This window comes from Draconibacterium halophilum (genome assembly GCF_010448835.1).
GTDB lineage: Bacteria > Bacteroidota > Bacteroidia > Bacteroidales > Prolixibacteraceae > Draconibacterium > Draconibacterium halophilum.
The window spans coordinates 4,690,490-4,704,204 of record NZ_CP048409.1; the positions used below are offsets into that span (position 1 = coordinate 4,690,490).

The window sequence follows — 13,715 nt, forward strand, 5'->3', positions numbered from 1 at the left end:
AAACAAGTAGGTCTTAATCCAGCAAAAAAATCTTTTATAAACACCCCCAAAATGTAATTGTTCATCAAAAAAAATATATTTCTTTATGTCCTAAAACCTATCTGTTCATATATCAAGTTATTATACTAAAAATAATATTTTACAGATGCACGAAAACGCTGTAACTAACTCACTTATAACATATAAAGTCCTTTTTGTCTTTTATTGTTAGCTTGCTTTTAATAGTTTGTTGCTTTGCGCTTATTTTATAAATTCGTAAGGTTGAGAAGCTATATTTAGCTGAGTTAACTATTAATTTCAGTGCCATAGTTGTAAAAAAAATGTCTGTTTATGGAAAATAAATCACGCAGAAACTTCGTAAAAAAACTGGGTGTATCGATTGGTGCAGCCGGATTAGTTGGAGGTTCCAGTATATTAAGTTCGTGCAACCAGGTGGAAACCGCCTCGGGCGATACAATCACGCTACTTACATCAAGCGGAAACCTTGTTGAAGTAGACAAATCACAGCTTAAACCTGCAGAAATGCCGAGTCTTTCCGAAAATCAGAAACGGGGAAGAGCAGGATTACCAAACCGCAAATGGGTAATGGTTATCGATTTATCGAAATGCCGGAATGCACGCGAATGCATGAAAGGCTGTCAAAACCATCACCAATTGCGCCCTGAGCAACACCATATTAATGTATTGCAAATGCAGGATGCTGAACACACGGCTCCGTATTACATGCCAAAACCATGTCAGCACTGCGATAATCCACCATGTACAAAAGTATGCCCTGTTAACGCCACTTTTAAACGCGAAGATGGCATTGTTCTCATTGATAATGAGCGCTGTATTGGTTGTCGTTTTTGTATTGCCGCGTGTCCTTATTCTGCCAGGGTATTTAACTGGTTTGAGCCACGCGATGCTGAAAAATACGAAGGCGTTACTTATAACATTGAAGCCAACGTACCTCAGAAAAAAGGTACCATTACAAAATGTTTGTTTAGTGCCGATCGTTTGCGCGATGGAAAACTTCCAACCTGTGTTTCGTCGTGCCCCAACGGAGTGTATTGGTTTGGCGACCAAAACGAAGACGCTGTTACAAACGGAACCACTCACGAGACCACCGTTTTCAGTAAATTAATTAAAGACAATGCTGCTTACACTATAATGGAAGAATTGGGAACCAAACCTCGTGTTTACTACCTGCCACCAAAAGACAGAGCTTTCCCCTTTCAAGGCGAAATAGAAGACAACCACTCATAAACCGACTAAACTTTAAACGATGGAAAAAACAAAATCGCCGGAAGAATCCCGGAAATTATTGGATAAAATAACTTTCGACCTCACCCGCTCGATTGTAAAACGGGATGAGCTCACGCATTTTTGGTATTTCTTACTAATCATGTTTGCCGCCGTTGGTTTGTGGGGTTGGGGAATACAAATTCGCGACGGGTTGGGGGTTACCGGTATGCGCGACTATGTTTCGTGGGGAATGTACATTGCCAACTTTGTATTTTTTGTAGCTGTTAGTTTGATCGGTTTTTTGATTAGCTCAACACTTCATCTGCTAAAAATCAGTTGGTCGAAACCCATTTCACGGGTAGCCGAACAGATTGCAATTGCAGCGGTAGCATTGTCGGGCCTTATTATTGTAATGGATATGGGGCGTCCCGACCGCTTTCTCAACGTATTTTTACACGGTCGTTTTGCCTCGCCAATTATTTGGGATGTTACCGTGGTTACTACCTATCTTACTATTTCGGTGTTGCTCTACTACATTCCGCTTATCCCCGACCTTGCTTTGTTGCGCGATCGAGGTAGCGACGACATTCCAAAATGGAAAATGCAGGTATATAAAATAATGGCACTAGGCTGGAAAGGAAATGCCGAACAATACAAACTGGTTTATCATGCCATGCGTGTTCTAATGATTCTAATCCTTCCGGTAGGTTTATCCATTCATACCGTTACATCGTGGCTATTTGCTGCCACCTTACGCTCGGGCTGGGATACCACTATTTTTGGTCCTTACTTTGTGGCAGGCGCTTTTGTCGCCGGTTCAGCTGCTGTAGTAATATTAATGTATGCATATAGGGTTCGTTACCGGTTAAGCGATTATTTCGAAGAACTTCACTTTGATTATATGGGGAAATTACTGGTTTTTGTTTGCCTGGTGTACCTGTATTTTAATATCAACGAATTTTGGGTACCGGCCTATAAAATGAAAACAGCAGAAGGAATTCACCTACGCAACCTGTTTATCGGAAGCTATGCTCCAATGTTTTGGTCGGCTCAAATACTGGGATTACTCCTCCCCATATTCCTGATGCTTTTCAGGTATTTTAGGAAACCGGTGCCTTTAACCATAATATCAGTATTTGTACTTATAGCCTCGTGGATAAAACGATATATAATTGTTATTCCAACCCTGGAGCATCCGTTTTTACCGATACAAAATGTACCCGAGCATTTCAAACACTATTCGCCAACAAGTACAGAGATCATGATCACCATTTTTTCATTTATGGCAGCTCTGCTCATAATTACTGTATTGGCAAAAATGTTTCCGGTAATAACTATTTGGGAATATGCCGAAGAAAAAGGCATCGACAAAAAATTTCTTGCTGAACCGAAAAAATAAAAGAACATGAAGATCAAATTATTATTTGTAGCATTCGTTTTTCTTGCGCAGCAAGGAATCGCTCAGGAATGGACGGTTCCTGAAGATCAGAAGAATATTGAGAACCCGTTGGAATATAATCTGGAAAACGTATCGAAAGGGAAGGATCTTTACGTATTAAACTGTAAATCGTGTCATGGCGATGTTGGAAAAAACAATGGATTACCACTGGTTCCTCCCCCACCCGATTTTACAAGCAACGTATTGCAAGCCAATACCGATGGCGAATTATTTTATAAAATTACACACGGACGTGGTGGTATGCCGCAATTTGAAACTACCATTTCGGAAGACGATCGCTGGCGTTTGGTGAATTATATCCGCAACTACAGTCCTGATACCGAGCCGGTACTGATAGAAGAGCCACCTAAAAATGCCAAAATTCTGGCATCAGTTAACGAGGCAGAACGAAGAGTGGAAGTGTTTGCCGAGTATCAGAATAAGGATAGTAGTTATGTTGTTTTGGCTGAAAAACCAATTTCAATCGGTGTAGAAAAAGCATTTGGAACACTTCCTATTGGCGAGGTACTTACCAACAATGAAGGACGTGCAGAATATATAATTCCTGAAAGCCTGATCGGCGACGAGCAAGGAATGGTAACACTTGTGATTGAACTGGGCGAAGGGTTTATTACTGAAGATGTTGTGCTTGACGCATCGAAAGTTGGACAACCCAAGCCTACACCGGTTCTTATTAAAGAAGAAGTGCTTTGGTCAACAAACGACAATATACAAACCTGGCTGTTACTGTCGTACCTGGCAGCGGTAGGTGGAGCATGGGCCACAATTGGCTATGTTGTATTTCAGATTTTTAAAATTAAACGTGCCGGCAAAGAGTAAGCAATGAATATTTTTTATCTGCTGATAGGAGTTAGTTTACTGGTGGCACTCATTTTTTTGGGCGCTTTTATCTGGTCTGTACGATCGGGCCAGTACGACGATAGCGAAACTCCATCAATGCGAATACTTTTTGACGACGACGATGTGGAATCGGAATCTGAAACCAATGAAGAAAAGAACAATAAAAAATAATTATCCAACTCATGGAAAATCAAAAATTTAATTACGACAACAAAATTGTTAAGTTGTTTATTCTGGCTACGCTTGTTTGGGGTGTTGTTGGTGTGCTGGTTGGTATTCTTGCTGCTACACAACTTGCTTTCCCTGTATTCAACTTCGGCTTGGAATATACCACCTTCGGAAGGGTGAGGCCATTGCATACCAATGCTATTATTTTTGCATTTGTAGGAAATGCCATTTTTGCCGGAGTATATTACTCGATGCAGAAACTGCTTAAAACCAGAATGTTCAGCGACACCCTGAGTAAAATTAACTTTTGGGGCTGGCAACTTATTATTGTTCTGGCAGCCGTTACGCTGCTGCTGGGATTTACTACCTCGAAAGAATATGCTGAACTGGAATGGCCAATTGATATTTTGATAACCATTATTTGGGTGGTTTTTGGATGGAACATGATAGGAACAATTATTGTTCGAAGGGTTCGGCACATTTATGCTGCCATTTGGTGGTACCTTGCTACCTTTCTCGGAATTGCCATGTTGCACGTGGTAAACTCATTCGAACTCCCTATTTCGTTGTTTAAAAGTTACTCCATTTATGCAGGAGCCCAGGATGCAGTTGTACAATGGTGGTATGGACACAATGCCGTGGCCTTTTTCCTTACAACACCTTTTCTGGGATTAATGTACTACTACTTGCCAAAAGCGGCTAATCGCCCGATTTACTCGTACAAACTGTCGATCATTCACTTTTGGTCGCTCATATTTTTGTACATGTGGGCCGGGCCACACCACTTGTTGTATCAGGCTTTGCCAAACTGGGCACAAGCTTTGGGTACAACTTTTTCGATTATGCTAATTGCCCCAAGTTGGGGAGGTATGATTAACGGTTTGCTAACCTTGCGTGGCGCCTGGGATCGTGTTCGCGACAGTGCCGCATTGAAGTTTATGGTAGTAGCAATAACGGCTTACGGAATGTCAACTTTCGAAGGCCCAATGATGTCGCTAAAATCGGTGAACCAAATTACCCACTTTACCGACTGGACCATCGCTCACGTACACATTGCAGGAATGGGTTGGAACGGAGGTCTCGTATTTGGGATGCTGTACTGGTTAGTACCAAAACTATTCAAATCAAAACTATTCTCGGAAAAACTGGCCAATACGCACTTTTGGTTAGCAACACTGGCTATTTTAATTTATGCCATCCCGCTTTACTGGGCAGCCGTTACACAATGGCTAATGTGGAGAAACTATACCGAAGAAGGATTCCTTCAGTATCCAAACTTTCTTGAAACGGTAACACAGTTGATTCCGATGTACATGGCTCGTATAGTAGCAGGAATAATGTTCTTGGTCGGATTCTTAATCATGGTATACAACCTGGCCAAAACTATGGCTGCCGGAAATTTTGTCGACAACGAAGCTGCCGAAGCACCTGCCCTGGCACCTGCCGGATCACGTAATCCGGTAAAAGAATCAGTTCACCGCTGGATGGAAAGAAAAGGAGTTCGGTTCTCTATCTGGGTATTTATTGCGCTGGCTATTGGTGGAGCTGTTGAGATTATTCCCATGGTATTTATAAAATCGAACGTACCAACAATAGACGCGGTAAAACCATACACACCTCTTGAGCTGGAAGGTCGCGATCTGTATGTTAAAGAAGGTTGTTATGCATGCCACTCGCAAATTGTACGGCCGTTCCGCTGGGAAACCGACCGTTATGGCGAATACTCTAAAATTGGAGAGTTTGTTTACGATTATCCGTTCCAGTGGGGATCGAAACGTACCGGCCCTGATTTGGCCCGTGCCGGTGTTGTGGGCGGACCAATGTATAAAACTGCGGCCTGGCATTACAACCATTTTATGGATCCGCAAAAGATGAACGAACAATCGATAATGCCGAATTATGCATGGCTGGCAGTAAAAAACACCGACCTTTCGCAAACACCAAAGAAAATAAGGGCAATGCAAACGCTTGGAGTTCCTTACGAAGAAGGATACGACGAGAAAGCCGTTGACGACTACCTGGCACAGGCCGAAGAAATTGTGGCAGATCTGAAAGCGTCAGGGATTGAAACGGATGCTAAAAAACAGATTGTTGCGATGATTGCCTATATGCATAAACTGGGACGAGACATTTCGGAGCAACCCGATTCTACTGCAATTGATACCACTTCAGCAGCTGACAACACTGAATTGAAAGAAGTAACTCTGCTGGAAAGCGAAGAAGATTTGGCAGCAGCAGAGAAAATATTTCAGACAACCTGTGTAGCTTGCCACGGAGCTGATGGAAAAGGAATGGCAACATTCCCCAGCCTTGTTGATGATGAATGGATAAATGGCAACTCTCCGGCTGAAGTTTATCATTCTATTTCAGAAGGAAATGTGGCAAAAGGAATGGTGCCTTATAAAACACAGTATTCTGAAAAACAAATTACGCAGCTGACAAGTTACGTTTTAACAACTCTACAAAACAAGTAAAATGAAGATCGTAAGTAATCTGTTAACAAGTATTGAAGGAATCCAGATTTTCTACATCATCGGATTGCTAATATTTGTGGCACTTTTTATTGTAATCGTTATACGAACCATACGAAGACCAAAAAAGGAAATGGATGATATAAAGAATTCAATAATTGAAGATGATGATACTGAAGATACCGATAACTTAAAATAAACCAAGCTATGTCTGATAAAAATAAACAAATACTTGAGCAGGATGAAAACCTGATGGACCATGATTATGATGGTATTAAGGAATTGGACAATCCTCCGCCACGATGGATAATGTTGTTGTTTTACATTACCATTGGTTGGTCAATCATTTATGGAGCCTACTATTTCTGGTTAGAAGAAGGCAATCTTCAGGAAGCTGAATATGAACTGAGATCAGCGAAACATGATCAGAAATACCAGACTGCATCACTTTCTGCTGATGACCTTGTTGCATTTACCGATGAAGAATCGATTGCTGAAGGGAAACAAATTTACACCGATATGGGCTGTATGGCTTGCCACGGAATGAATGGCGAAGGGAATGCAATTGGCCCAAATCTAACTGATGATTACAGCATACATGGATGCGATTTTCAGAGCACTTTTGATATGATTAAAAATGGTGCCCCGGCAAAAGGGATGACCGCTTTTAAAACACAAATGAGCGACGAGAAAATCCAAAAGGTGGCTAGTTATATTCTAACGCTAAGAGACACGGATCCGGCCAACGCCAAAGAACCGCAAGGTGAAAAATGTGAGGAATAAATACATCATAAAAAGTGGGGAACAATGTTTCCCATCTTTTTTATCGATTTATTGAACATATGACAAAGGAAAAGCTCGACTTTAGAGACTACCCCATAAACTGGAACGAGCGGGGAGGAAGAAAATGGGTGTATGCAAAAAAGCCCTCGGGAAAATGGTTTAACCGGCGAACTATCGTCAGCTGGATACTTCTGCTATTTTGGATAGCAGTACCCTTTATTAGGGTGAATGGGAATCCACTTATTCTGCTTGATATTGCCAACCGAAAGTTCATCATTTTCGGAGCCATTTTTTGGGCACAAGACACTTTTATCCTGGCGCTGTTAATGCTTTCGTTTGTTCTGTTCGTCGTGTTGTTTACGGTAACATTTGGACGGCTTTGGTGCGGCTGGACATGTCCGCAAACCATATTTCTGGAAATGGTATTTCGCAAAATAGAATACCTGATTGAAGGCGATTACCGCGAACGGCATAAATTGGATAACAGTCCGTGGACAACAAATAAAATAGTTAAGAAAGCACTGAAACACACTATTTTTATACTCATCTCCGTGGCCATGACCAATGTTTTTCTGATGTGGTTTATTGGCAGCGAGCGCTGGTTGGAGATGATTCAGGAACCGATTACGCAAAACATTTCTGGCTTTGCGGTGATGCTGCTGGTTTCGGCCTTTTTTTACTGGGTGTATTCCTTTTTCCGCGAGCAAATATGTACAATGGTTTGTCCGTACGGACGAATGCAGGGTGTTTTGCTCGATTCAAAATCGATTGCCGTTACGTATGATTATGTGCGTGGCGAACCGCGTGGCGGACACGGCGATGGCGATTGTACCGATTGTAAACAGTGTATTTCGGTTTGCCCAACCGGAATAGATATCCGTAACGGTTCGCAGCTCGAATGCGTAAACTGCTCGGCATGTATCGATCAGTGTAACAAAATTATGCACGTAACCGGAAAACCTCCGGGGCTTATCCGTTACGCCTCCGAAGCACAGATAAAAGGCCAGCAAAATTCAATATGGAATGCGCGTAACCGGGCTTATTCAGTGGTGTTGTTACTTATATTTTCATTCTTTGTTTATACCCTGGTTTCGAGGCCGGTATTGGAAACAACGATTTTACGAACACCCGGACTACTATACCAGGAGCAGGATTCAACTTTATCGAATGTTTACAACATTAAAATAGTAAATAAAACACACGACGAACTTCCGCTTGAATTGCGTGTTATCTCTCACAAGGGTAAAATTCAAATGGCCGGAAATACCATGCTTTTAAAAGACCAGGATATGTACGAATCGACCTTTATTCTTTTCTTGCCAAAAAGTGAAGTAACAAGCGATAAAACAAAGGTTGAATTTGGTGTTTTCAGCAATAATGAATTAATTGAAACCTATAAAGCCACGTTTGTTGGACCTTAGAAAAGTTGCCAATTGGCAGTGGCAGTTTGCAGTAAAGAGACAAATTAAAGACCTTGTCATTTTGACGAAGAATGAGGAGAAATCTATTACATCAGCGCTAAGTCGTAACAGATTTAGCTCCGCTGATTTTCAATTCTCACTCCGTCCGAAATGACAGAGATATGAAATTATAATAAAAAGAAAAACAAATGAAGTTTAATTGGGGAACGGGAATTTTTCTTTTTCTGGCATTGTTTTTAGCCGGATCAGCTGTATTTATTGTATTTGCTGTGCGCCAGCCGGTAAATTTGGTACACAAAAACTATTACGAAAAAGGCGTTGATCATACCGACCAAATGAATGTTGATGCCCGGTCAAAACCATTCACCCGATCATTTGAGGTGGCTATGAACAACGAAGCTTTTGTGATCAACATTGCAAATGAGCTGGCCACAAAAATAGATTCGGGAAATATGCAATTGTATCGTCCGTCAGACTATACAAAAGACATAAACCAGAAAATTATAGCGGGAAATAATTCTGTTCAATTCGCCAAAAATGATTTGATAAACGGCAGATACATCTTAAAGTTTACCTGGTTTACTAACGGGCTGCGCTACGAAGTGGATCGTCCGGTAAATATTCAATAAATTGATTACCTTTAAACCCGATAACAACCTTTTGTTCGAATTAATATCGCCATGACCATTTTTATTTCAGCACTTATTTTAGGATTGATGGGTAGTTTTCACTGTGCCGGGATGTGTGGCCCGATTGCAATTGCACTGCCGCTTCACGGTAACACGATTCCACAAAAAATATTTGGAGGAACCCTGTACAATCTGGGTCGCACCTTAACCTACGGAATTATGGGAGCTGTTTTTGGCTTCCTCGGGCAGGGACTTCAACTCATCGGATTTCAGCAAAAAGTTTCAGTACTTATGGGTGCGTTGATGATTATTTCTGTGCTATTCCCAAAACTGTTTAAAAACCAGTACAAAATGGATAAAAGCTGGTTTTCGGCAGTAGGAAAACTAAAAAAGAAAATTGGCGAGATGTTTTCCATTCGCTCGTTTCAAAGCCTTTTCTTTATTGGAATGCTGAATGGACTGCTACCGTGTGGACTCGTGTACATGGCCATTGCCGGAGCCATTGGCATGGGCGGTGTTGCCGAAGGTTCTTTGTATATGATTCTGTTTGGTTTAGGAACGATTCCCATGTTACTGGCCATTTCGCTGGCAGGCAATGTTTTAAGCTCAACAGTAAGAAGCAAAATCAACAAACTGATCCCGGTGTTGGTTGTTGTTGTTGGAATTCTGTTTGTATTACGTGGCTTAAGTTTGGGCATCCCCTACCTTAGCCCGCCAAAACAAAAAATTGAGCAGAAATTTGAAAAAAGCCTGGAAACAGAAAGTGCAGCATTGCATACCGAGACAAAGGGCGATTGCTGTACAGTAACGGAGTAAACTGAGCGAAAAATTGACCGTAGCAAATGGGGAAAAAGGAGGAGAATAGCTGTGTACATTGTGGTGCCGATTGTGGAAACAATCCTGTTGTTTGGAACAACCAGAATTTCTGTTGCAACGGATGTAAAACGGTTTATCAACTCCTAAACGAAAACAAGCTATACAATTATTACAACCTGGAAGAAACGCCGGGAATAAAAGAGGAAAGCACCACCGAATTTGGTAATAAATATGCTTTTCTTGATAACGATGAAGTAAAGGAAAAACTAATTTCGTTTACCGAAGGCAGCATTTCGAAAGTAAAATTTTATGTGCCTGTTATCCACTGCGCTTCGTGCATTTGGTTGCTCGAGCACCTGTATAAACTACACAAAGGCGTCCGGCATTCGTTTGTAAATTTTACGCGTAAAGAGGTTGACATTACTTTTGATGAAAAAGAAATTTCGTTGCGGCAACTGGTTGAACTGCTGGCATCCATTCATTACATTCCCGATCTTTCGCAAAGCCTTACCGATAAAAAAGAAGATAAATCATACAAAAAACTGCTTTACAAAATTGGCGTTGCCGGCTTTGTGTTTATTAACGTTATGACTTACAGTTTGCCGGCCTATTTTAATGGCGAACCGCTGAGCGACAAATTGCAATCGTTGTTTAGTATTCTAAGTTACATTCTGGTCATTCCGGTGACTTTTTACAGTGGCAGCGATTATTATATATCGGCCATTAAAAACCTGCTGAAAAAGAACATCAGCATCGACCTGCCCATCGCGCTGGGAATTATTGTGCTTTTCGTGGTTACCAGTTACGAGGTGCTTTTTACAGGTGGTCCGGGTTACAGTGATAGTTTGTCGGGCCTCATCTTTTTTCTTTTAGTAGGAAAATGGTACCAAAGCAAAACATACGAAGCCCTATCGTTCGACCGCAATTACAAATCGTATTTCCCGATTGCCGTTACTAAAATCAACAAACAGATTGAAGAAAGCATTCTGATTGAAAAAATTGAAGTGGACGATGAGCTGATTATTCGGAATAAAGAGCTCGTTCCGGCTGATGCAGAGTTGATCGATGGCGAAGGCCGAATCGATTACAGTTTTGTTACCGGCGAATCCACTCCGATTGTTAAAAAACCCGGCGATTTTATTTATGCCGGAGGACGACAAATGGGTGGGATAATTCGTATTCGGGTGAAAAAAGAAGTAAACCAGAGTCACCTCACCAAACTCTGGAACCAGGATAAATCGTACGAAAAACCAAGCGACTCCTTAAAAACATTGTCAGATCAAATAAGTCATTATTTTACCTTGATTGTAATTGCCATTGCAATAATTGGCTTTACTTTTTGGACAATTAAAGGAGAAATGCATACCGCAATATTTGTTTTTACTGCCGTTTTAATTGTGGCTTGTCCCTGCGCTTTGGCACTTTCTATTCCCTTCACTTTTGGTAATACCATGCGTATTTTTGGCAAGCGCGGTCTTTATATTAAAAACACTGAGGTAATTGAAAAGCTTTCGCACATTAACAGCATTGTGTTTGATAAAACCGGGACACTAACTCAGCCCAACCAAAACAAAGTAGTTTATTCAGGAGTTGAACTTTCATCCTCCGAAAAAGAGGCTATTTTCTCGCTTACCCGACAATCGACACATCCGTTGAGTACAGCACTTTCGCAATCATTTAACGGATTGCCATACCATGCGCCGGAGCATTTTGTGGAAGTTGCCGGGCGCGGGATTTTTGGGAAAGTAAACGACATTAACCTGCGTATCGGCTCAGAAGAATATGTGACCAACTCACCCACTTCTCAAAAGAAAAAAACTTCGATGGTTTATGTGGCTATTGATGATGAACTGAAAGGACATTTTACGATTAGCAACCAGTACCGCTCAGGTTTTAATAAGGTATTAAGTTCGCTTAAACAGGGGTTTAGCCTTTTCCTAATTTCGGGTGACAACGATGCTGAAGCCGATAACCTATCAGAATTTTTTGAAAAGGAGCATATGCTTTTCGACCAGAAACCCGGCGACAAAGCTGCTTTTATACAATCACAACAAAACAAAGGAAATACCGTGCTTATGACCGGCGATGGACTAAACGATGCCGGCGCATTAATGCAAAGCGATGTGGCACTTACCATTGCAGATAAAGTATACCACTTCTCGCCTGCAAGCGATGCAGTTCTTGAAGCAGAAAAATTTAATCAGCTGGCAAACTTTATACGTTTCACAAAAACATCGCTGAACATTGTAAAACTTAGTTTTGCCATTTCATTTTGTTACAATATTATCGGAATTGCTTTTGCGCTTAGTGGAAATCTTTCGCCGGTGGTGGCAGCTATTTTAATGCCTATTTCTTCGGTGTCGGTAGTTGCCTTTGCAACCTTTGCAACGCGGTTGGCCGGAAAGGTTAAATTGCGCAGAATCACAGACGACTAAACCACAAAATCTTCTCTTTAATATTTTACGTTCTAACTCGAATTCACCCTCCAAATGAGCATCTGTACAAATTGTTTAAAACAAGTATTTAAGTATTTTTGTACAAAATCAAGTTAAATGAGCAAATTGGTATACGTTGGGATGAGTGCAGATTTGATTCATCCCGGCCATTTGAATATTATAAAGGAAGCCAGCAAGTTAGGAAAAGTAACTATTGGCTTATTAACCGACAAAGCAATTGCAAGTTATAAGCGGCTACCTACCTTAAAATATGAGCAACGTAAAATCGTAATTGAAAACATAAAAGGCGTAGACCAAGTTGTCCCTCAGGAGGAACTGGATTATACCCGAAACCTGGAGAAATATAAACCGCATTTTGTAGTTCATGGCGACGATTGGAAAACTGGCGTGCAGAGTAAAACTCGCCAGAAAGTAATTGACACCCTGGCACAGTGGGATGGAAAACTTATCGAAGTTCCTTATACAGCAGGTATTTCGTCGTCGCAATTGAATCAAAGTATAAAAGAAATTGGCACAACTCCCGAGGTTCGGATGGGTAAACTCCGTCGCCTTATTTATGCAAAACCTATTGTAAAAGTAATGGAAGCACACAACGGCCTTACAGGTTTGATCGTTGAAAATTCGAATGTGGAAGTTAACGGACAAAAGCGTGAGTTTGATGCCATGTGGTTAAGCAGCCTTACTGATTCTACAATAAAAGGAAAACCCGATATTGAGGCAGTTGACGTAACATCCCGTCTTCATGGATTGAACGACATTCTGGAAGTTACAACAAAACCCATTATTTACGATGGCGACACAGGTGGTATTCCCGAGCACTTTGTTTTTACGATTCGTTCGTTGGAACGTTTAGGCGTTTCTGCAATTATCATTGAAGATAAAACGGGTTTAAAAAAGAATTCTCTTTTCGGAACCGATATCGCCCAGACTCAAGATAGCATCGAGAACTTCTGCATTAAAATTCGGGCGGGAAAAAAAGCACAAGTCACCAAAGACTTTATGATTATTGCCCGTATTGAGAGCTTAATTTTGAATAAAGGAATTGAAGATGCACTGAAGCGTGCTGAAGCTTATATTGCTGCCGGTGCTGATGGAATTATGATTCACAGCAGACAGAAAGACGGTAAAGAGATTATGGAATTCTGCGATGCTTATAATAAGCTTGAAAAACGTGCACCACTTATCGCTGTGCCAACAAGCTATAATCATATGAAAGAGCAGGAACTTATTGATGCGGGCGTTAATGTTGTAATTTATGCCAACCAACTCCTTCGAGCAGCCTACCCTGCAATGATGGATGTGGCAAAAGGTATTCTTAAACACGAACGCTCGTTGGAAGTAAGTAATAAGTGCATGTCGATAAAAGAAATTCTGGAACTTATTCCGGGAACTAAATAGTTGCTGAAGCTACATATTACGCAAGACAAAACTTATGAGTAGTTATA

General features: G+C 41.1%; 12 protein-coding genes. All 12 read left to right on the top strand.

All coding sequences use genetic code 11. The annotated features are described in order from the left end of the window. Positions 1-330: 330 nt before the first annotated feature. The gene (locus tag G0Q07_RS19175; RefSeq protein ID WP_163348670.1) at positions 331-1,248 is read left to right on the top strand and encodes a 4Fe-4S dicluster domain-containing protein; all 918 of its coding nucleotides are present in this window, start codon (positions 331-333) and stop codon (positions 1,246-1,248) included. A 19-nt stretch (positions 1,249-1,267) separates the two neighbouring features. Continuing rightward, positions 1,268-2,626 (top strand): NrfD/PsrC family molybdoenzyme membrane anchor subunit, encoded by a 1,359-nt coding sequence (nrfD, locus tag G0Q07_RS19180; protein WP_163348671.1) that lies wholly within the window; start codon positions 1,268-1,270, stop codon positions 2,624-2,626. Positions 2,627-2,632: 6 nt separating this feature from the next. Further along, positions 2,633-3,505: a c-type cytochrome gene (locus G0Q07_RS19185; protein ID WP_163348672.1), complete on the top strand. Its 873-nt coding sequence runs from the start codon at positions 2,633-2,635 to the stop codon at positions 3,503-3,505. A gap of 3 nt (positions 3,506-3,508) precedes the next feature. Beyond that, positions 3,509-3,697 (top strand): cbb3-type cytochrome oxidase assembly protein CcoS, encoded by a 189-nt coding sequence (gene ccoS / locus G0Q07_RS19190; RefSeq protein ID WP_163348673.1) that lies wholly within the window; start codon positions 3,509-3,511, stop codon positions 3,695-3,697. Between the two features lie 11 nt (positions 3,698-3,708). Next, complete coding sequence (ccoN, locus tag G0Q07_RS19195) at positions 3,709-6,168, top strand: cytochrome-c oxidase, cbb3-type subunit I (RefSeq protein ID WP_163348674.1); 2,460 nt, start codon at positions 3,709-3,711, stop codon at positions 6,166-6,168. 1 nt (position 6,169) lies between these two features. Then, positions 6,170-6,364 (top strand): CcoQ/FixQ family Cbb3-type cytochrome c oxidase assembly chaperone, encoded by a 195-nt coding sequence (locus G0Q07_RS19200; RefSeq protein WP_163348675.1) that lies wholly within the window; start codon positions 6,170-6,172, stop codon positions 6,362-6,364. An 8-nt stretch (positions 6,365-6,372) separates the two neighbouring features. After that, positions 6,373-6,948 carry a cbb3-type cytochrome c oxidase N-terminal domain-containing protein gene (locus G0Q07_RS19205; protein WP_163348676.1) on the top strand — a complete coding sequence of 192 codons (576 nt, stop codon included), beginning with the start codon at positions 6,373-6,375 and terminating at the stop codon, positions 6,946-6,948. Between the two features lie 59 nt (positions 6,949-7,007). Next, positions 7,008-8,369 carry a cytochrome c oxidase accessory protein CcoG gene (gene ccoG / locus G0Q07_RS19210; RefSeq protein WP_163348677.1) on the top strand — a complete coding sequence of 454 codons (1,362 nt, stop codon included), beginning with the start codon at positions 7,008-7,010 and terminating at the stop codon, positions 8,367-8,369. A gap of 188 nt (positions 8,370-8,557) precedes the next feature. After that, the gene (locus G0Q07_RS19215) at positions 8,558-8,998 is read left to right on the top strand and encodes a FixH family protein (protein ID WP_163348678.1); all 441 of its coding nucleotides are present in this window, start codon (positions 8,558-8,560) and stop codon (positions 8,996-8,998) included. Between the two features lie 51 nt (positions 8,999-9,049). Beyond that, the gene (locus G0Q07_RS19220) at positions 9,050-9,814 is read left to right on the top strand and encodes a sulfite exporter TauE/SafE family protein (RefSeq protein ID WP_203532611.1); all 765 of its coding nucleotides are present in this window, start codon (positions 9,050-9,052) and stop codon (positions 9,812-9,814) included. 26 nt (positions 9,815-9,840) lie between these two features. Next, positions 9,841-12,249 carry a heavy metal translocating P-type ATPase gene (locus G0Q07_RS19225; RefSeq protein ID WP_163348679.1) on the top strand — a complete coding sequence of 803 codons (2,409 nt, stop codon included), beginning with the start codon at positions 9,841-9,843 and terminating at the stop codon, positions 12,247-12,249. Positions 12,250-12,366: 117 nt separating this feature from the next. Further along, positions 12,367-13,668 (top strand): phosphoenolpyruvate mutase, encoded by a 1,302-nt coding sequence (gene aepX, locus G0Q07_RS19230; protein ID WP_163348680.1) that lies wholly within the window; start codon positions 12,367-12,369, stop codon positions 13,666-13,668. The last annotated feature ends 47 nt before the right edge of the window (positions 13,669-13,715 follow it).